This is a genomic window from Streptomyces sp. NPDC002076 (assembly GCF_053593835.1).
On sequence record NZ_JBSFDI010000025.1, the window covers coordinates 109,585 to 129,098 of the forward strand.

Here is a 19,514-nt window from a genome sequence, read left to right on the forward strand (position 1 = left end):
GTTCACTTCCCGGTGGCCTTGGCCAGGGCCTGCTCGATGCCCTGCAGCTGGGTGGTCTGCCACTGCTGGAAGGTGGCCCCGGCGGGGGTGAGGGTCTCGGTCACCGTGGCGACCGGGATGCCCTGGGCCTTGGCCTCCTTGACCTGCGCCTGCACGTCCGGCGTGGAGTTCTGGGAGTTGTAGACGTAGATCTTGATCTTCTTGTTCTTGATCTGCTGGTCGATGGTGGCCTTGTCCTTGGCCGTGGGGTCGGAGCCCTCGCTCATCGCGTCCAGGAATGTCTCCGGGGTGAGCATCTTCAGCCCCAGGCCCTCGGCGAGCGGCGTGACGATGGACTCGGAAGCACCGATCGGCGTGCCCGCGTACTTCGCTTTGATGTCGGCGATGAGCTTGTTGTAGCCGGCGAGCGTCTTCGTCTCAAAGGTCGTCTTCTGCTGGTCGAAGTAAGCCGCGTCGGCCGGGTCGATCTTCTTGTAGCCCGCGGTGATCTTCTCGATGACCTGGTGGACGTTGTCCGGGGAGTACCAGCGGTGCGGGTTGCCGCCCGGCTCGATGCCGACCAGGTCGCCGACCTTGAGTTGGGTGCGTCCGCTGCCGGGGTTGGCGGCCAGCAGCTTGTCCGCCCAGGCGTCGTAGCCGATGCCGTTGACGATCGTGTACTGGGCGCCGGCCACGGTGCGGGCGTCTGCGGCGGTCGGCTCGTAGTCGTGCGGGTCGGCGTCAGGGTTGTTGATGATGCTGGTCACCTTCACGTGGCTGCCGCCGAGCTGGGAGGCGATGCTGCCCCAGAAGTTCTCCGCCGCCACCACCTGGATCGCCTTGCCCGAGCCGCTGCCACTGCTGGTCGCGGCGGTGTCGCTTGTGTGCGAGGAGGAGGTCGAGCAGGCGGACGCCGTCACGGCCGTCAGGGCGGCCGTCGCGGTGACCAGTGCGATCCTCGCGGTCGGCCGGGCGGTACGGGAGGCGGGGGCGGTAGACATGCGGGAGCTCCTTCGGGCGATACCGGGCGCGCACCGGACACGCGCCGGCCGTGTGGCGACACCTTCGACGCTAGATGGAAATGATTTTCAGATCAATATCAGATGAAAACCGTTGCCATCTTTTGACTGGGCGTACGAGTGCTCGGGGGGGCTGCGCAAGTAGGGGGTGTGGCGGATGCCGCCGGGACAAGCGCCGGCGGCCGTCGCTCACGAGGACCGGGCGTCCTGGTGGGCGACGGCCGCCGAGGGGACGAAGTGGCCGGCCTGACTGGCGAACGCCGGTTCCGGCAGTCGGCGGTTACGACCGGCAGTGGTTCAGCAGTCGCGGAACTCCGGCGACTGGTGCGTACCCCATCGGGCCGGTCGCCACCACGTACCCGGCATCCGGGGAGAGCGCGACCGTGAGTGCGCCCCCGGGAACCTCGAACGCCCCGATCTCGGCGCCCATCGGCGCGTCGAGAACCTTCACCGTCCCCTCGGCCCCGGCAACGGCGACCAGATCGCCCCGCGCGCTGAGGGCGACGGGTGCGTCGTCGACGCCGGCCTCCCAGGCGAGCGGGGACTGCACCGTCGTACTCACGCGGCCGCTCCCGCCGTGACCAGGCAGTCGGCGAAACCGCGTTCGAGGGCCTCGCGGTCGAGGTTGCGGCCGATGAACACCAGCTTGTTCGTGCGGGGTTCGCCCTCGCGCCAGTCGCGTCCGAAGGTGCCGTCCAGCAGCATGTGGACGCCCTGGAAGACGTACTGCTTGGGCGCTCCGGCGATCGCGAGGATGCCCTTGGAGCGGAACAGGTCGACGCCCTTGGTGCGCAGCAACTGGCCGAGCCAGGCGTTGAGCCGGTCCTCGTCCAGCTCCCCGGTCAGCTCGATGCCGACCGAGGTGACGGTGGTGTCGTGCTGGTGCTCGGTCTCGGTGAGGAAGGCGGGGTCGTCGGCGAGCACCCGCTCCAGGTCGAACGCGCCCACGTCCAGCACTTCGTGCAGATTGATGTGCGCGCGCTCTGCGGGGATGATCCGCACTCCGCAGTTGATGGCCCGGATGCGGCGCACGACCTGTCCGATGGTCTCCTCGTCGGCCAGGTCGGTCTTGTTGAGGACGACGCGGTCGGCGAAGGCGATCTGTTCGACGGCCTCGTTCTCCACGCCCTCCGGCTTGATCTCGTCCAGGTGCTGGAGCACGTGTGCGGCGTCGACGAGCGTGACGATGGCGTCCAGCCGCAGCTGGGAGGCGATCTCGTCGTCCATGAAGAAGGTCTGCGCGACGGGCGCGGGGTCGGCGAGGCCGGTGGTCTCGATGAGGATGTGGTCGAACTTCTCGCGGCGCCGCATCAGCGCACCCAGGATGCGGATCAGATCCCCGCGCACGGTGCAGCAGATGCAGCCGTTGTTCATCTCGAAGATCTCTTCCTCGGCGTCGAGGACGAGGGCGTCGTCGATGCCGACCTCGCCGAACTCGTTCTCGATCACGGCGATCCTCATGCCGTGGTTCTCGGTGAGGATGCGGTTGAGGAGGGTGGTCTTGCCGGCGCCGAGGAAGCCGGTCAGGACGGTGACGGGGACCCGCTCATCGCGGGGTTCGGCGGGTTCCGGGGAGGTCAATTCAGTCTCCTGGTCGTGCTGTTCGGGTGTGGCGAGGAGAGCGTCGCGCAGGTCGTCCTCGGTGATCTGGTCGGCGGGGTGGTGCAGGGTCCAGCGGCGGGCGTCGCCCTCCATCGGCAACACGACGATGACGGTTTCCAACGGCGGGCAGCCCGGTTCGGTGCAGGCGAGCTGGCGGATCAGGACGGCGGTGTCGTCGTCGAGATCGAGCAGGGCACGCACGGCCTCTTTCAGCTCGCGCAGCTGCGGACTGGGCTCCGGAGGCCAGCGGCGAGCTCCCAGTGGCATGGCTGTTCCTCTCCTTCATCTCCGTCCCCGGACGGCCGGCCTCCGTCGGTGTGGGGCAGACAGTCGGCGCAGACGCCGGTGAGTTCGACGGTGTGCTCCACCGCGGTGAAGCCGGTCGCGGCGGCGATCCGGCCCGCCCACTCCTCGACGACCTCGGAGTCCACCGGCCGGCTGCGACCGCAGTCGCGGCACATCAGGTAGTGGCGGTGCCCGTCGGCCGGACGCAGCCGGTAGAGCCGCCCGCCGGTCTCGTCGCGTACGACGTCCACGCCGCCGTCCACCTCCAGCTCACGCAGGGCGCGGTAGACGGTGGTCAGGCCGATCGAGTGGTCGCCGGCCACCAGAAGGGCGTACAACTCCTGGGCCGATACGAAGTCCTGGCAGGCCGCGAGTATCCGCGTGACCGCCTTGCGTTGTCGGGTCATCCGGCCGCCCATGGCGCATCACCCCCTATGGCTCGTGCCGGGTCGGCACGCTCCACCGTAGATGGAAATGAAATCCATGTCCATATGAACGCTCAGTCATGTGTGACTGGGCGGCATCGCCTGGGTTCAGCAGTGCTGCCGGAGCAATCAGACGGCAATGGCCCGCCGCACCTGCGCGGGTACGGCGGGCCATGGGGCGGGGCGAGTCAGGGCTGGCCCTCCGTGCGGGCCCGGGTCCAGGCGGCCTCGCGCAGGAGCCGCAGGCCGTTGAGGCCGACGATGACGGTCGAGCCCTCGTGGCCGAGGACGCCGAGGGGCAGGGGGAGGGTGGCGGTGAGGTCCCAGACGACCAGGCCGGAGATGAACACGGCGGCGATGGCCAGGTTCTGCATGATCAGGCGGCGGGCCCGGCGGGAGAGGGCGATGACGGCGGGCACGGTTGCCAGTTCGTCGCGCACGATCACCGCGTCGGGGGTCTCCAGGGCGAGGTCCGAACCGGCTCGGCCCATGGCGATGCCGGTGTGGGCGGCGGCCAGGGCGGGCGCGTCGTTGACGCCTTCCCCACGACCTGGACCTTGCGGCCGGCCTGCTCCAGTTCCCTGCACTGCTCTCATCGCCGCAGCGATTCGGTCGTCCGTGTGCGCTACCCGCTGGACGAGTGGATTGCCTTCCTCGACTTCGTCCAGGCAGAGCCCGCCCGCTTTCCGTAGTGGCGTCGTCAGCCGGCGTCGGCGGTGTGGGTACCCCAGCGTTCCTCGACCCTGGCCAGCCGCCAGTAGGCGATGGCCACGGCCCAGACGACCACGAACAGGCCGACGATGACGTAGCCGACGTTGTCCAGGTCCAGGCCCGAGATCCATCCGCTGACGCCATCGCTCAGCCCGAGCTTGTCGTGCAGGACGCCGACCAGTTCGATCGTGCCGACGAAGAAGGCGACGGCGATGGACAGGCCGGTGATCGTGAGGTTGTAAAACACCTTGCGGACGGGGTTGGAGAACGCCCACTGGTAGGCGAAGTTCATGAAGGTGCCGTCGAGCGTGTCGAACAGACTCATGCCGGCGGCGAAGAGTAGGGGCAGGCACAGGACCGCGTACCAGGGGAGGCCGGCGGCGGCGCCGTTGCCGGCCAGGGCGAGGAGCAACACCTCGGTCGAGGTGTCGAAACCGATGCCGAAGACGAAACCGAGCGGGAACATCTGGCCGGGCCGGCGGACGGACCTGGTGAGCCGGCCCAGGATGCGGTTCATGAAGCCGCGCGAGTCGAGGTGGGCTTCCAACTCGGCCTCGTCGTACTGGCCGTTCCGCATGGCCCTGAAGACGCGGGCGATGCCGAACAGCGCCACGAGGTTGAGCGCGGCGATGAGGTACAGGAAGCCGCCGGAGACCGTGGTGCCGACGGTGCCGAGGACCTGGTGGGTCCGGGAGCTGTCGTTCATCAGGGTGCCGGCGAGCTTGGCGCCGCCGGCGACCAGCGCCGCCATGACGACGACCACGCTGGAGTGGCCGAGCGCGAACCAGAAGCCCACCGACACCGGCCGTTTGCCGTCGGCCATCAACTTGCGGGTGGTGTTGTCGATCGCGGCGATGTGGTCGGCGTCGAAGGCGTGCCGCATGCCGAGGGTGTAGGCCGTGATGCCGAGACCCACCCCGAACGCCTTGGTTCCGACCTCGTAGTGGCGCGGGACCACGAGCAGGAAGAGGATCCCGAAGGCGACCACGTGCAAGGCGACGATCACGGCCAGGAGGCCGGCGGTTCGGAGGGTATCCTCGCGCCGCCAGCGGAAGGATGGGGAGACGGCAGTTTCGGGCACGCCTTCGGGCATGGTCATTCGGTCACGCTCCAGCACCTCGTGGATCAGCTTCGTGCTGCCGTGGCCGGTCTCCTGGCTGACGGGTCATCGCGCCCGCCCCTGCCTTCCCGGCCGCGAGGCCAGTGGCAATGCATGGGGCGGGAACTCCCCGATCACAGTGGCGAGGGCCGCTCCGGACTGAGCCCCTGAGGGACTGTCACCGGTCTTCCCGAACACCACGGCCCGCTCACCCTAGAAGGCCGGAGGCCGAGGCTGCAAGGCTGCATAAGTGTGCAGGTATTGAGGCGGCATTTCGTGGACTGCGATGATGGGTCCATGCATCTCGTCCCCGCGGAGCGCGCCGGGCAGCGCACCATCGACGGCCATCGGGTCTGCGACGCCATCGCCGCCGTCGGCGAGCCGGAGCGTGTACGCGCCTGGGCCGACCGCTTCTCGCTGCTCTCGGATCCCGGGCGCCTGGCCCTGCTGCTCGCCCTTCACGAGGCCGCTCCCATCGCCGTCTCCGACCTGGCCGTCGCCACCGGCATGAGGGACACCGCCGTGTCCCAGGCCCTGCGCCTGCTGCGAACCGCAGGCATCGTCCACGGCGAGAAGGACGGCCGAATCGTGCGCTACCGGCTGGTCGAGGGCCCGATGGCCGCACTGCTCGAACAGTGCGTGTCCCGAGAAGCATGACGAGACCCGCGGCCGCACGCGATCGCGGCAAGCGTCGCGCGACGCTCCCGCGCAGGTGCGGCCGCTCGGTTCAGGCGTGTGCGTGCCCGGTACGACGGCGTGTGACCCAGCCGAGGACCATGTCCACCGCGAGGAAGCCGGCGAGCGGGATCCCTAGCAGCGGGACGTAGTAGCCGACGACGGCGACCACCGCGACGCAGGGCACCAGCACGTACACCGGCACCTGCCGCCAGGCACCGCGGGGAATCGGGCGGCCGAAGGCGGAGCCGCGGCCGCGCTGCCACCACATGCGGTAGCCCCAGAGGATGAGGAGGACCAGGGCCAGGGCGAGGCCGGCCAGCGCGATCTGGTTCACGAGGCCGAACAGGGTGCCGGTGTGGGCGTCGATGCCCCACCGGGTCAGTTTGGCCAGCACCGGGTAGCCGGAGAAGCGCAGGACGTCGGTGACCTTGCCGGTGGCCGGGTAGACGGCGATCGAGTCCTGCTTCTCCGGCCAGCTGCGTTGGATCTGCCGTACGACATAGGCGGAGGAGGAGTCCGCGGGCGGCACGATTTCGACCGGATCGGACAGGCCCTCGGCGCGGGCCGTCTTCGGGACGGCGTCGAGACCCACGTCGGACCGTGCGCCGGAGTGCGAGCCCCTCTCCATGCCATTCATGTCCATGCCCGCCATGGAGCCGTGTCCCTCGTGCCCGCTGCCCACCGTCGCGGTGACGGACGGCGTGGACTGGCCGGGGGCTTCGCGGATGTCGCCGATGTGCGCTCCGGCGTAGGTGGACCAGGTCAGAGCCGGTCGCCGACAGGAAGAGCAGCCCGCCGGCCGCCCACACACCCACCGTGCCGTGCAGGGTCAGGGAGCGCCGCCGCCCCGTGGCGCCGCGCACCTTGCGGCGGGCGCGGCGCCGACCGAACCACAGCACCAGCCCGCCACCCGTGATCACCCAGAGCCAACTGGCGGCGAACGCGCTGTACAGGCGGCCGGAGTCGCCCAGGTGCAGCTCGCGGTGGAACTCGTCGATCCAGGTGCGCAGCGGCAGGGCGCCGGTGGAGCCGTACTGCTCCAGGGCGCCGCGCACCTTGCCGGTGTAGGGGTCCACGAACACGGCGAGGGTGTGGTCGGCGGCTATGCCCTTGACACCGGACAGCAGCACGCGGGTGGTCGCATCGGGCTGCGGTGACGGCCGCACGGCGGAGATGGTGCCCTCGGGGTGGGCCTTGCGGGCGGCCTTCACCTGCTGGGAGATCGGCAGCTTGTGGTCGCCGACCGGGACGGTCAGTTCGTGGGCGTACACGATCTTCTCGGCCTGGAACGAGCCCGCGTACAGCAGTCCGGTGACCGCCGTGACGAGCAGGAACGGCGCGACGAACACGCCCGCGTAGAAGTGCAGGCGCAGCACCAGCGGGCGCAGCGCGCGAAGGGCCCAGGGAGCCGAGGCCGAAACAGGGCCCGGGGCCGACTCACCGGCATCGCCGGCCGTGCGGGGTGGGACGGTGATGGGCGGTTCGACGGACATGGGGACTGCTCCTGGGGCGTACGGGTGTCACGTCAGCTGTCGGCTGAGCGGAACGGTGAGTTCCGTGCCGTTGGTGTGATGTGGAACACCCGGTCGGTCGCGAGGGTCGGCGGCCCGGCGCCGTGCAGCGACTGGAACAGGGAGTCGCCCATGCGGGCCGCCTTCGCGTTGCCCTGCGACGGTCGGTCAGGCGATGCCGTCCAGCTTGCCTGCCTTGGCGTCGGCGACGATCGAGGAGAACTGGTCGGCGCTCATCCGGACCTGCTGGCCGAAGTCGTCGGTCAGGACGATGCGGCGGTCGGTGGGGGCGCCCGGGTCGACGAACAGCTGGGGACAGCCGCAGTTGCAGTTGCCGCAGAACGTGGCGACGGGTTCCAGCCCGCTGGTGTCGGTCATGCTGATCCACCTCCGTGGGATGGGGTTGCGGCACTCCGGCGTCCGGACGGAACGGACGGAACGGACGGACCGGTGGGTGGCCGCGGGGGACTGCCCCGGGGATACCCGTCGCGGATGCGGCGGACGCGCGACCCCGTCGTGTGCAGGGGGCGTGGAGGCGGCGGGTGTGCGCCCCTGCTCCCTGGAGTGCTATCGGTGCTTCGATTTCGCCATGGTGGCTGGGAACTGAACGGCACTCGCGTCCGACTCGTAAGGAGGGGGCAGGTCGACCAGGTATGAGTCCGTGGGTGGTGATGCGTGTGCCTGGGCCGGGGGAGAGATCCTTTGGGCGCGTGGCAGCATCAGGTGCCGTGAGTGTGTCCCTGGCGGTGCGGAGCGTGCGCGCGGCGGTGTTCGCCGTGCTGTGCGTGCTGCTCGCTGCCGGAGGGCATGCCATGGCCACGGGCATGGCGCCGTCGGTGTGGGTGCAGGCCGCTGGGTGCGTGCCGGTCTTCGCGGTCGGCTGTCTGCTGGGTGGCCGTGAGCGGTCGCTGGCCGCCATCGGCACGGGGACTCTGGCTGCCCAGGGCGGGTTGCACCTTGTCTTCCACGCCGCCGAGCCCCATCGCGCCGTGATGGTCATGCACGGCATGCGGATGGTCCAACCGCCCCATGCACTGACACCGCACGCCACCGCCGCGCATGCCGGGGCGGCTCTGCTGCTGACCTGGTGGCTGCGGCGTGGTGAGGTGGCACTGTGGTCGCTGCTGCGGTGGGCGGTCGCGTTCGTGCCGGGGCTTGCCGCCTGGTGGCAGGTGGCCGGCGGGGCGTGGAGCGCGCCGACCGGGCCAGGGCTTGTGCGTCGGGCCGCCGGTGAGCCGTGGGCGTTGCGGCAGGTACGGCTGAGGTACACCGTTCACCGACGGGGGCCGCCGCCCGGGATGTCGTACGCGATCTGAACCCGACATCCCTTCTTCCGTACGGAGATCCCTCACCTCATGTCCAGGACCCGCACCACCCTGCGCCGCGCCGGCGCCGTCACGGCCCTGACCGCCGCCGGACTTCTCGCTGCCGCGGGCGTGGCCTCGGCGCACGTCACCGTCCACCCCGACAGCTACGCCAAGGGCGCGACCGACGGCGTGCTGACCTTCCGTGTCCCCAACGAGGAGGACAGCGTCGGCACCACCAAGGTCCAGGTCTTCCTGCCCACCGACCACCCCGTCCTCGGCGTGCTGGTCCACCCGCAGGACGGCTGGACCGCCCAGGTCACCAACACCAAGCTCAAGACGCCCGTCAAGACCGACGACGGCACCATCACCGACGCCGTCTCCGAGATCACCTTCAGCGGCGGAAAGATCGCGCCGGGCCAGTACGAGGACTTCAATGTCGCCTTCGGCCAGTTGCCCGGCGACACCGACCAGCTGACCTTCAAGACCCTGCAGACGTACTCCGACGGCAAGATCGTCCGCTGGATCGAGGAGGCACAGGGCGGCCAGGAGCCGGAGAACCCGGCGCCCGTGCTCAAGCTCACCGCCAAGGGCACGGAGGACGGCGGTGGCACCGCGACCGCCTCGCCGGCGGGTTCGAAGGGCTCCGACAGCGCCAAGTCGACCGCCTCGGCCAGCGACTCGACCGCCCGCGGCCTCGGCATCGCCGGGCTGATCGTCGGCGTGCTGGGCCTCGCGGCCGCGGGCTTTGCCGTCGTGCGCGGCCGTTCCGCCGGCTCCCGGGCGGAGTAGCGCACCGGCCCTGTCGACGGTAGCCGTCGGCAGGGCAGCGTTTCGTCGCCGCGACTCCCGGCACAGTTGTCCCTCACGTGACGCGGACCACAACTTTGTTCCGGAACTCGACCCCCGGCGGCCCCGACTCCTGATGCAGTACGGCGCGATCCGACCGACGCCGTACGACGTGATCTGGAGACGCGGTTGATGGACAAGTCCCGGCAAATCTCCTCCGGCGCGGGTGCGGTGTTGCGGAAGCTCGTGCCTCCGCCCGCCCTGTGCGGATTCCTTCTCCTCCTGGCGCTGATGTTTGCGGTGTCGTACGCCGTCGGCGTCGCCGCAGGGCCCGTCGCGCCCGGCATGCACGGCACCGGCACGAGCCGGGGGGACGGCGATTCCGGCGGGGGAGGCGGCACGGACGACATGGGGGACATGCACGGGGGTGGCCGCTGATGGGCGGGGAACCGGTCGCCGTCGACCTGGTGACGACCGACCTGACCGTCGGCGGCATGACGTGCGCGGCCTGTGTGAGGCGCGTCGAGAAGAAGCTCGGCACGCTGGACGGGGTCACGGCGACGGTCAATCTGGCCACCGGACGGGCCCGTGTGAGCCACCCGCCGCGGATCAGTCCCGAGGAACTCGCCGCCGCCGTCGAGAAGGCCGGCTACACGGTTGCCCTGCCCGAACCGCCCAAGCAGCCCGAGACGCGCGAGGGCGAGGACGCGGGCGAGCCCGAGGAAGCTCGCCAGGAGCGGGACCGGCTGCTGATCACCGCGCTGCTCGCGGTGCCCGTGCTCCTGCTTTCGATGGTGCCGGCGCTGCAGTTCCGCAACTGGCAGTGGCTGTGCTTCGCGCTGGCTGCGCCGGTCGCCGTCTGGGGCGCGTTGCCCTTCCATGTGCGTGCTGCGCGTGGGCTTCGGCATGCGGCGGCGACCATGGACACCCTGGTGTCGCTCGGTGTGGCTGCGTCCTTCTCCTGGTCCGCCTACGCGCTCTTCCTCGGCGGTGCCGGGGAGCCCGGCATGTGGATGCCGTTCACTCTGGTGCCCTCGGCTTCGGACGGCGCGGCGCACGTCTATCTCGAAGCGGCCGTCGGTGTACCGCTGTTCGTCCTGGCGGGGCGGTTCCTGGAGACGCGGGCCCGGCGCGGGACCGGCGCGGCGCTCAGGTCACTGGCTCAACTCGCCGCCAAAGAGGTGACGGTTCGGGAAGGCGGCGCGGAACTGCTCATTGCCATCGAGCGGTTGAGAGCAGGACAGATCTTCGTCGTGCGGCCGGGGGAGCGGGTGGCCACCGACGGGCAGGTGGTGGAGGGCAGTTCGGCCGTGGATCTGTCCCTGGTCACCGGGGAGAGCGAGCCCGTCGAGGTCGGGCCGGGTTCGGCGGTGGTCGGCGGCGCCGTCAACGCCGGCGGGCTGCTCCTGGTGAAGGCCACGGCCGTCGGTGCCGACACCCAGCTCGCCCGGATCACCCGGCTGGTCACCGAGGCACAGGCCGGCAAGGCGCGGGCGCAGCGGCTGGCCGACACGGTGGCAGGCGTCTTCGTCCCCGTCGTGCTGACGCTGGCCGTCACCTGTCTCGGCTTCTGGCTCGGTGCCGGGGCCGACCCGCAGGCCGCCGTCACCGCGTGCGTGGCCGTGCTCGTCGTGGCCTGCCCGTGCGCGCTCGGCCTGGCCACGCCGACCGCGCTGATGGCCGCGACCGGCCGCGGTGCCCAACTGGGCGTCCTGGTCAGCGGACCCCGGGCGCTGGAGGGGCTCCAGCACATCGACACGGTCGTCCTGGACAAGACAGGCACGCTCACCTCCGGCCACATGACGGTCGCCCGGGTCACGGTCGTGCCCGACGGACTGGGCAAGGAGGCGCTCCTGCGACTGGCCGGGGCCGTGGAGCACGGCTCGGAGCATCCCCTGGGCCGGGCGATCGCTTCCCACGCCCGGAGGGAACTCCCCGAGGGGACGCTGCCGGGCGTCAGTGAGTTCGCCGCCGTGCCTGGGCGGGGCGTGCGCGGCCTGGTCGAGGGCCGGCTGGTCGAAGTCCTCGCCTCCGACGGCGAGTTGCCCACCGCCCTGGCAGACGCGCTGTCGGTGGCCGAGGCCGCCGCCCACACGCCCGTCCTGGTCCGGGTGGACGGTGTGGCCGAGGCCCTGATCGAGGTCGGGGACGTGGTGCGGCCCGGCAGTTACCGGGCCGTGGACCGGCTGCGGCGCCTCGGCGTGCGGCCGGTGCTCGCCACCGGTGACCGCGAGGGCCGCTGGCATGGTGGTCCGCCTGGCGAAGGGGGTGATGGCCCTCGACGACGAAATCACCGAACTAGATGCCCTGGTCGAGACCCGTTTTCAGCAGCATCCGGACGCCGAGGTGATCCGCAGTCTGCCCGGCATGGGGGCAAGGCTGGGCGCCGAGTTCATTGCCGCGACAGGCGGCAACATGGACGCCTTCGGCAGTGCCGACCGCCTGGCCGGCTTCGCCGGTCTGGCCCCGCAGCCCCGTGACTCCGGCCGCGTCAGCGGCAACCTGCGCAGACCTCGCCGCTACCACCGCGGCCTGCTGCGGACCATGTACTTGTCGTCGATGGCCAGCCTCAAGTCCTGCCCCGCGTCCAAGGCGTACTACCAGCAGAAGAGGACCGAGGGAAAGGGACACAAGCAGGCTCTGCTAGCCCTCGCCGCCGAGGCGTCAACGTTCTGTGGGCGATGCTCCGCGACAGAGAGTGCTACGACCCTTCACTCCCCGTCGCGGAGGCGGCTTGACATCAGCATTGGGAAGTCCCGTACAAGGCGCACTACCGCAAGGGCATGGAGGACCAGCCCTTTTTCCGCCCCGCGCAGGCCGGCCGCCGACCGCTGCGCCAACCGTCGGCCGATGAGGACGCCAGCGAGGCGAAGCGGAGCGTTGCCCAGGGCAGAACAGTTCACGTTTCGTAGCGGCCATGGTGCGCGCGTGAGAGGGCGGCGGCGCCTTGGCAGGCGAGGGTGGCGGCATCGTCTGCGTACTGGGGGATGTCGTCGGGCCATTTCGAGGTCGGCTGGAGGATCAGCAGCGAGACGGCACCGTGCAGGCACGCGCAGATGGCCCGGGTCAGCGCCGTCACATCGCCGTGGAGCACGCCGGCGTCGGCGCATCGCTGCACCGTTTCCCGCAGGAATCGGAAGCAGGCGTCGGCGACCTGCTCAGTGGCGGCTGTCGCGGGTCCGGTCGCGACCAGGCGGTAGCGCAGGGGATGGTCGAGCCCGAACCTGATGTAGGCGACACTGCGCTGGTGGAGTTCGGCGAACGGGTCGGTGGTCTGGGCGCTGATGCTCTGCATCCGTCGGCCGAGCTCGTCCCAGACCCCGAGGCACACGGTGTGCAGCAGTTCCAGTCGGTTGTCGAAGTGCAGGTATACCGAGGGGGTGCTGACCCCGACAGCCTGTGCCACCGCACGGATGGTCACGCCGTCCTCGCCGGCGTCGTCGAGCAGCGTGCCGGCCGCTTCGATGAGTTCGTCCCTCAGTCGGCCGCCGTGGCCTCGCTTGGCGCGACTGCGCCGACGGCCTTCGGTTGTGCTGGCGCGGCCGTCGGCCGTGGTCTGGCCGGGTCCCTTAGTCATGGCGCCTCCGGAGGGCGACGAGTTGAGTGACGCGGGCGCAGAGCCGGTCCTTGTCATCCGTGATGTCGATTTCCACGGCGACCGTTGACTTGCCGACGTGCAGCGGGCGGGAGGTCGCGAAGGCGCCGGTGCCGTGTACGGGCCGCAGGAAGTGGGTGGTGGATTCCATGGTCGCGGGGGCGGTGTCGGCGGTCCCGTTCAGCGTGGCGCACACGGCGCCGGCTACATCGGCCAGCCCCATCAGTGCCCCGCCGTGCATCGCGGCGCCGACGGTGGACTGCTCGGGCGTGTAGGCGAGTTGCGCGGTGACAGCGTCGGCCTTGAGGGATCCGAAGCGTATCCCGAGCGTCCTGGCGAACGGCGCCAAGGTGTAGACGTCTTGTGCGGTGATGGTCATCGCGGCCCCTCAGGTTGTCGCCGTTAAGTTAACGGCGACATGTTATGTGGACGTCACCGTTCGCGTCCACGCCTGTGGCGCGAGGCTGCAGGGCTGTGCGGTCTTCTGGTGCCGATCGGAGGCGTGCTGAAAGACGCCGAGCTGTCACTCGGATGAGACAACTTCAAGTGTCTGGAGAACCATCGAACTTCATCTCGTACCGCCAGCTCGCCCCGGCCGGCAGGGTCGGGACGAGCTTGGCGAGCGCGACGTCGACGGGAAGCCCACAGCATCAGACTCCGGCCGCCACGGCACCGATGCATGTGGACGGGCGCTACGGCCTCGGCACCGGGCCTGTGGGACGCGCACCTCGGCTGATGAGCTGGGCCCTTCGGCACAAGGAAGCCACAAGAAGCGCTCTTACTCTCACTGGCCCACCGACCGGCAGACTAGTGGGAGTTGAGAGTGCATGCACGGATCGTCACCAGGTAGGAGTGCGGCAGGGCAGGTCCTGCTGTGGGTTGCCGTGGCCGCCGCGCTGCTCGTCGGGTGCTCGGCAGCGCCCGGCAAGAGCGCGGCGGTCGGGGCGTCCGCACCCTCGTTGGCGGGGAGTTCTGAACAGGGCCGCAAGCCCAACATCATTTATGTACTCACCGACGACCTCTCCTGGAATCTCGTGCGGTATATGCCGCACGTTCAGCAGATGAGCAAGCAGGGGACGACGTTCTCGAACTACTTCGTCACCGACTCGCTCTGCTGCCCCTCGCGTTCCTCGATACTCACGGGGCAGTACCCCCACAACACCGGGGTCTTCACCAACAACGGGGACGACGGAGGCTACGGCGCCTTCATGAAGAACGGCGACGAGAAGAAGTGCTACGCGCCGGCTCTTCAGAAGGCCGGCTACCGCACCGGCTTCATGGGCAAGTACCTCAACGGCTACCAGCCGAAGGACACCAGCGGCACCGATCACCCGTACGTGCCTCCGGGCTGGAACGAATGGGACGTGGCCGGCAACGGGTATCCCGAGTTCAACTACGACCTCAACGAGAACGGCAAGGTCGTCCACTACGGCCATGACCCGCAGGACTACCTGACCGACGTGGTGTCCGCCAAGGCGGTCTCCTTCATCGGTTCCTCGGCGGCGGACAGCAAGCCGTTCATGCTGGAACTCGCCACCTTCGCGCCGCACGAGCCCTCCACGCCCGCGCCCCGCGACGCCAACAGCTACCCGGGGCTCAAGGCACCCAGGAGCGCCGCCTACGATCGGCTGCCCGCGCAGGCGCCGAAGTGGCAGGCCGATCTCAAGCCCCTGAGCGACAAGGAGAAGACGCAGATCGACCGCAAGTTCGCCAAGCGGGTCCGCTCGGTTCAGGCCGTCGACCGGATGATCGGCCGCCTGGAGGACGTGCTGAAGGAGAAGGGGCTCGCGGACGACACGTATCTGGTCTTCGGCTCGGACAACGGCTTCCACATGGGTGAGCACCGGCTGCGGCCGGGCAAGCAGACCGCTTTCGACACCGATATCCGCGTCCCCATGATGGTGACAGGACCGGATGTGCCGGCGGGGCGGACCGCCTCCCAGCTGGTGCAGAACACCGATCTCAATCCGACGTTCCAGCAGCTCGCGGGGCTGAAGCCGCCCTCGGCCGTGGACGGTCTCAGCCTTGTCGACCTCTTCCACGGATCGTCGCCGAAGGACTGGCGTGAGTCCGTTCTGGTCGAGCATCACCATCCCGGAACTGCCAAGGGCGATCCCGACGCGGCTCCGAAGGACAGCGGCAATCCGCCGACGTACGAGGCGCTTCGGACCGCGGACAGTCTCTGGGTCGAGTACGCGGACGGGGAACGCGAATATTACGACACGCAGGCCGATCCCGCTGAGCTTAAGAATCTCGCAGGCAGTCTGAGTGACGGGAAAGAGAAAGCCCTGCACGAGACCTTGACCGCGCTCGCCCGTTGTTCGGGCTCCGAGTCCTGCCGGGACGCGTCGCGGCTGCATCAGTAGCCGTCATCGGGCTGCGCGCGGCGGCATCCGGCTGCGGATATACGAAGACCCCGCATCCAGCGCCCTGAGGGGTGGCGGGGTCTTCCACACTTCATGCGAACCGCCCCCGGCACGATTTGAGCCTGCGCACACGGCTCCGGAGGCGTCAGTCCCGTCAGCAATGGGCGCTGGCCGGCGGCGCATCCTGTGGAAGTCTTCCTATGCTTGGCCGCCCACAGGCAGGACTCAACCTATGGCGTCATAGCCGGAGTCCCTGCTCCGGGTGGCAGATGACGCGTCGCTGCGGTGGCTGGTCGGGCCAAGTACCTCGTCGGCGCTGCGCGGTTCTGTGCGCGGTTGCTGGTTGAACTTGTGGCGCAGATAAGGCTTGCGTCCAGGCCCCGCTCGTACGGCGCTGTTACAGCCCCTCCGCTACAGGCGGTAACAGATCACCGGATCGCATGGAAGCGCGGAGGGACCCGGTCGCGATGCCGCTCGTCGGCATCAGGACGCGTGAGGTCCCTGCAGCCCCTGGAGAAGGAGAGCGATCAAGCGCCGGGGGTCGTAGCGGGGGTCGTTGTCGCGTCCGATGCAGAGGTTGCCGATGCCGCGCATCAACTCATACGGCTGCGTACCGGGCCTGATGTCACCGGCCTCGACCGCAGCGTCGAGCAGTTGGGCGCAGACGGGCAGCAGTCGGTCGAGGAAGTAGGCGTGCAGCGCGGCGAAGCGGTCGTGGTCGGACTGCAGGGCGTCGGCGAGCCCATGCTTGGTGACGAGGAAGTCGACGAACAGGTCAATCCACTGACGCAGTGCGTCGAGCGGGGATTCGGCACTGGCCAGCAGGTTCGGGCCGGCCTCGGCGCATGCCTCGATCTGATGGCGGTAGACGGCCGTGACGAGATCCGCCCGGGTCGGGAAGTGGCGATAGATCGTGCCCATCCCGACGCCCGCCTGGGCCGCGATCTGGCGGATCGGCGCGTCGACGCCGGAGGTGACGAACACCTCGGCGGCGGCAGTGAGCACCGTCTGCCGGTTGCGCTGTGCGTCGGCCCGCTGGCCTCGGGACGGCGACTGCCCTGCAGGGGTGTCGGTGACCATCGCGCACTCCTTCCCCACCGATTGACAAAGCGGAGCGTCGCTCCGAATAATAAGTGGAGCGATGCTCCGCTTCAGGTTAGTCGAAGCAGGATGCTCCTGACCACCTTGTCCGTCGTCGGTCGCAGGAGACCGGCGGACAGCACGTGCCACCGAGAGGGAACCCACATCGTGAGCACATCCACTGTCACCGGCGCCGACACCTTCGGCACACCCGTCCCGGTCTTGTCCTTCAGCCCCGTAGTCCTCTCCGTGCCCGGACGTCCCGTGGACCTCCAGGTACGCGTCTCCGCACCCGCGAGCGGAACCGGTCTTGCCGTCGTCCTCCTCTCTCACGGCCAAGGCCACTCGAACAACCTCTCCTCGCTCAACGGCTACGCGCCGCTCGTCAACCTCTGGGCCGCCCACGGATTCGTGGTCATCCAGCCAACCCACCTCAGCTCCAGGGCGCTGAGCCACCTGGTCGCTGACGCCCCCGGGGCGCCCTTCTTCTGGCGCTCGCGCTCCGAGGACATGTCGCACATCCTCGATCGAATCGACATGATCGAGAAGGCCGTGCCGTGGCTCTCCGGGCGGATCGACCACACCAAGGTCGCCGTTGCCGGGCACTCGTTCGGCGGCTTCACCTCCAGCCTCCTGCTCGGTGCCCGGGTCACCGACCCCGACGAAGGGGGAGAGGTGAGCCTTCTCGAACCGCGGATCAAGGCGGGCGTGCTGCTCGCCGCGCCCGGTAGGGGTGACGTCCTCAACGGACCGATGGCTGACGTGCTGCCGGTCCTCCGGACCATCGACTTCTCCACCATGACCACACCCACGCTGGTCGTCGCCGGTGACGAGGACGACTCCAGGCACTTCACGGACATGGGGCCGGACTGGCACGCCGACCCCTACACCCTCGCCCCCGGACCCAAGACCCTGCTCACCCTGTTCGGCGCGGAGCACGGGCTCGGAGGGATCGCCGGATACGACGCCGCCGAGACCACCGACGAGAACCCCGAACGAGTCGCCGCCCTCGCCCGGCTCACCGCGGCCTACCTCCACACCCAGCTTCGCCCCAGTGCCCCCACGTGGCAGGCCGAGTGCGAGGCACTGACGACCGACCCCGATCCGATAGGACGAGTCGAATCCAAGTAAGCCCCCGCCCCGCGGCCACGTTCCTCCTCGGACGGTCCGCGCCGTCGGGCGCATGGAGTCAGTCAGCAGGCTGGTACTCAAGAACGGTGTCCAGGCAGCAAGCCGCCACGGTGTGAGTGCCTCGGCACCAGGCCCCTCAGTCGTCATCGGCTGCCGCGACGCAGCCCAGACTCCTGCACTGTTCGAATCGCAGCCCACCGCGGACGCTGCTCAAACCAGGGTTCTGGCACAACTTCTGGGGAGCTACGCCGACCCGGCTCGTGTCTGCGTCAGAACAAGCCGCTGACCCGCCGGTTCCCGGCGTGCTCCGACCTCGGGCACTGAGAGTCGGCTCGACACCACAGAAGTTGCGCCAGAACCGGAAGACGTGAACAGAGCCAATCCGCAGTCGAAGCAGATCCAGGAGTCCTCTTTCGGTGAGTTGGCCATCGGGGTGCTGATCACGGGGGACGAGCGGCAGCTGCCGCAGCCGGTGAGCACCACCTCCTTGCGTGACGTCTCCCTGCCCATACCGGTCAGGAGTGGACGAGGGTCAACGCTTTGTCAGCCCGCTCAGCCAGGTTGAGCATCGGTTCGGCCGAAGTCATCCGGCAGTGATCGAGTCATACCGCTGTACCGGGATCGATGGGACGGTTGCACAGTGCCGTCCCGGGCGGGGGTCTGACTCGTGAGAATCTATGACCGAAGTGTCCAGTCACGGACCTGTCGGCTGCTGTTGCGGGATGCTGCCTGCCACCGAGCCACAGGGCGTGTCCCAATAGGGGCCTTGCCGAGTTCAGGCGCCATCACGGTTCAGACCGCCCGAGCAGGCGGTGCCACCAGCACGTCACCACGCGGGAGGCGAACCACCATGACGACCAGACAGCACAGCACCTCCTCGAGCACGGACCCTCCCGTGCGGAAAGAGGTCGTACTGGGCGTGGACACGCACGGCGAGGTGCATGTCGCCGCCGTGATCTCCCCGCTGGGGAAGGTCCTGGGCATCGCGTCGTTTCCGGCCACGGCGGCCGGCTATCGGCAGCTTCTCGTGTGGGCCCGCAAGCGGGGGACGGTGCGCCGGGCCGGTGTGGAGGGCACCGGTACCTTAGGCGCGGGCCTGTCCCGCTACCTGCTGACCCAGCAGATCCAGGTGTTCGAAGTGAACCGGCCCGACCGCACGGCCCGCCGTCTGCTCGGCAAGTCGGACCCGCTCGATGCGCAGGCCGCAGCGCGAGCCGTGCTCAGCGGTCGCACCCGGGCCCAGGCCAAATCCGGCGACGGACCCGTGCACAGCGCCCGGATCTACAAACTCGCCAAGGACTCCGCAGTCAAGGCCCGCACACAGGCGATCAACCAGCTCAAGGCCGTCCTAGTGATCGCCGACCCCGCCCTGCGGGAACGGTTGTCGAGCTTGGGCAATGCCGAGCTGTTCCGCACCTGCGCGACCCTCAGCCCACCCGACGGTGGGGGAGACGAGGACGCGGTGGCCCAGGCCACCCACATGACGTTACGCATGCTCGCCGAACGCATCGAACAGCTCACCGGGCAGATCAACGAGCTGAACCAATGCCTGACCCGGCTCGTCGAACGCCACGCGCCGCAACTGCTCGTACCGATGGGCATCGGCCCGGACAGTGCCGTCACTCTCCTGATCACCATGGGGGGACAATCCCGAGCGGCTGTGCTCCGAGGCGTCCTTTGCTGCCCTTTGCGGAGTCAGCCCCATCGAATACTCCTCCGGCCGACGGAGCACGCGCCGCCTCAACCACGGCGGCGACCGGCAGGCGAACACGGCCCTGCACCGCATCGTGTTCACCCGCCTGCGCCACGACCCGCGCACCCAGGCGTACTACGAACGCCGCACCCAGGAGGGCAAGACCCGACGCGAGATCATCCGATGCCTCATTGGGGAAGTATCGATGCTGCGGCCCAACCCATGGGCCGTGACTCCCCGGTGAGTG

Annotated in this window: 15 protein-coding genes, 5 pseudogenes and 1 riboswitch; of the genes and pseudogenes, 9 read left to right on the forward strand and 11 right to left on the reverse strand. The window is 69.3% G+C overall.

Annotation, left to right across the window (positions count from 1 at the left end; all coding sequences use genetic code 11):
- Positions 1-2: 2 nt before the first annotated feature.
- From ACWCQS_RS37800 to ACWCQS_RS37825, 6 genes and pseudogenes are all read right to left on the reverse strand, one after another.
- Positions 3-980: a metal ABC transporter solute-binding protein, Zn/Mn family gene (locus tag ACWCQS_RS37800; RefSeq protein ID WP_451008683.1), complete on the reverse strand. Its 978-nt coding sequence runs from the start codon at positions 978-980 to the stop codon at positions 3-5.
- A gap of 298 nt (positions 981-1,278) precedes the next feature.
- Positions 1,279-1,560: a hypothetical protein gene (locus ACWCQS_RS37805; RefSeq protein WP_451008684.1), complete on the reverse strand. Its 282-nt coding sequence runs from the start codon at positions 1,558-1,560 to the stop codon at positions 1,279-1,281.
- A complete protein-coding gene (locus ACWCQS_RS37810; protein WP_451008685.1) occupies positions 1,557-2,867 on the reverse strand; it encodes a CobW family GTP-binding protein in 1,311 nt (436 codons plus the stop codon). Before ACWCQS_RS37810 ends, ACWCQS_RS37805 begins: the two co-directional genes overlap by 4 nt.
- A complete protein-coding gene (locus tag ACWCQS_RS37815) occupies positions 2,810-3,292 on the reverse strand; it encodes a Fur family transcriptional regulator (RefSeq protein ID WP_451008686.1) in 483 nt (160 codons plus the stop codon). Before ACWCQS_RS37815 ends, ACWCQS_RS37810 begins: the two co-directional genes overlap by 58 nt.
- A 206-nt stretch (positions 3,293-3,498) precedes the next feature.
- A pseudogene (locus tag ACWCQS_RS37820) lies at positions 3,499-3,893 on the reverse strand (heavy metal translocating P-type ATPase); the annotation flags it as partial.
- A gap of 117 nt (positions 3,894-4,010) precedes the next feature.
- A complete protein-coding gene (locus tag ACWCQS_RS37825) occupies positions 4,011-5,120 on the reverse strand; it encodes a HoxN/HupN/NixA family nickel/cobalt transporter (protein WP_451008687.1) in 1,110 nt (369 codons plus the stop codon).
- A gap of 27 nt (positions 5,121-5,147) precedes the next feature.
- Positions 5,148-5,368: riboswitch (cobalamin riboswitch) on the reverse strand.
- A 49-nt stretch (positions 5,369-5,417) separates the two neighbouring features.
- On the opposite strand from ACWCQS_RS37825, the gene ACWCQS_RS37830 reads away from it, so the two are divergent.
- Positions 5,418-5,777 carry an ArsR/SmtB family transcription factor gene (locus ACWCQS_RS37830; protein WP_451008688.1) on the forward strand — a complete coding sequence of 120 codons (360 nt, stop codon included), beginning with the start codon at positions 5,418-5,420 and terminating at the stop codon, positions 5,775-5,777.
- 70 nt (positions 5,778-5,847) lie between these two features.
- On the opposite strand, the pseudogene ACWCQS_RS37835 reads toward ACWCQS_RS37830, so the two are convergent.
- Both ACWCQS_RS37835 and ACWCQS_RS37840 read right to left on the reverse strand, forming a co-directional pair.
- Positions 5,848-7,291: pseudogene (locus ACWCQS_RS37835) on the reverse strand (PepSY-associated TM helix domain-containing protein).
- 186 nt (positions 7,292-7,477) lie between these two features.
- The gene (locus ACWCQS_RS37840; protein ID WP_451008689.1) at positions 7,478-7,687 is read right to left on the reverse strand and encodes a hypothetical protein; all 210 of its coding nucleotides are present in this window, start codon (positions 7,685-7,687) and stop codon (positions 7,478-7,480) included.
- Between the two features lie 350 nt (positions 7,688-8,037).
- On the opposite strand from ACWCQS_RS37840, the gene ACWCQS_RS37845 reads away from it, so the two are divergent.
- The 5 genes and pseudogenes from ACWCQS_RS37845 to ACWCQS_RS37865 form a co-directional block, all read left to right on the forward strand.
- A complete protein-coding gene (locus ACWCQS_RS37845; RefSeq protein ID WP_451008690.1) occupies positions 8,038-8,625 on the forward strand; it encodes a hypothetical protein in 588 nt (195 codons plus the stop codon).
- A 39-nt stretch (positions 8,626-8,664) separates the two neighbouring features.
- The gene (locus ACWCQS_RS37850; RefSeq protein WP_451008691.1) at positions 8,665-9,405 is read left to right on the forward strand and encodes a YcnI family copper-binding membrane protein; all 741 of its coding nucleotides are present in this window, start codon (positions 8,665-8,667) and stop codon (positions 9,403-9,405) included.
- 189 nt (positions 9,406-9,594) lie between these two features.
- A complete protein-coding gene (locus ACWCQS_RS37855; protein WP_451008692.1) occupies positions 9,595-9,840 on the forward strand; it encodes a hypothetical protein in 246 nt (81 codons plus the stop codon).
- Positions 9,840-11,636 (forward strand): annotated as a pseudogene (locus ACWCQS_RS37860) (heavy metal translocating P-type ATPase); the annotation flags it as partial. The gene ACWCQS_RS37855 and the pseudogene ACWCQS_RS37860, both read left to right, overlap by 1 nt.
- 1 nt (position 11,637) lies before the next feature.
- Positions 11,638-12,140, forward strand: a pseudogene (locus ACWCQS_RS37865) (transposase); the annotation flags it as partial.
- A gap of 161 nt (positions 12,141-12,301) precedes the next feature.
- On the opposite strand, the gene ACWCQS_RS37870 reads toward ACWCQS_RS37865, so the two are convergent.
- Both ACWCQS_RS37870 and ACWCQS_RS37875 read right to left on the reverse strand, forming a co-directional pair.
- Positions 12,302-12,979 carry a TetR/AcrR family transcriptional regulator gene (locus tag ACWCQS_RS37870; protein ID WP_451008693.1) on the reverse strand — a complete coding sequence of 226 codons (678 nt, stop codon included), beginning with the start codon at positions 12,977-12,979 and terminating at the stop codon, positions 12,302-12,304.
- Positions 12,972-13,376, reverse strand: a complete 405-nt coding sequence (locus ACWCQS_RS37875; protein ID WP_451008694.1) for a PaaI family thioesterase — start codon at positions 13,374-13,376, stop codon at positions 12,972-12,974. The genes ACWCQS_RS37870 and ACWCQS_RS37875 overlap by 8 nt, the downstream gene beginning before the upstream one ends.
- A 448-nt stretch (positions 13,377-13,824) precedes the next feature.
- Between ACWCQS_RS37875 and ACWCQS_RS37880 the strand changes: the two genes are divergently transcribed.
- A complete protein-coding gene (locus ACWCQS_RS37880) occupies positions 13,825-15,363 on the forward strand; it encodes a sulfatase family protein (protein ID WP_451008695.1) in 1,539 nt (512 codons plus the stop codon).
- 483 nt (positions 15,364-15,846) lie between these two features.
- Here the strand turns inward: ACWCQS_RS37880 and ACWCQS_RS37885 are convergent, their stop codons facing one another.
- Positions 15,847-16,443, reverse strand: a complete 597-nt coding sequence (locus ACWCQS_RS37885; protein ID WP_451008696.1) for a TetR/AcrR family transcriptional regulator — start codon at positions 16,441-16,443, stop codon at positions 15,847-15,849.
- A gap of 168 nt (positions 16,444-16,611) precedes the next feature.
- Here ACWCQS_RS37885 and ACWCQS_RS37890 point away from each other — a divergent pair, with 168 nt between their 5' ends.
- Together ACWCQS_RS37890 and ACWCQS_RS37895 are read left to right on the forward strand one after the other, a co-directional pair.
- Positions 16,612-17,574, forward strand: coding sequence for an alpha/beta hydrolase family protein (locus ACWCQS_RS37890; protein WP_451008697.1), 963 nt, complete (start codon positions 16,612-16,614; stop codon positions 17,572-17,574).
- Between the two features lie 850 nt (positions 17,575-18,424).
- Positions 18,425-19,457, forward strand: a pseudogene (locus tag ACWCQS_RS37895) (IS110 family transposase); the annotation flags it as partial.
- Positions 19,458-19,514 lie beyond the last annotated feature (57 nt).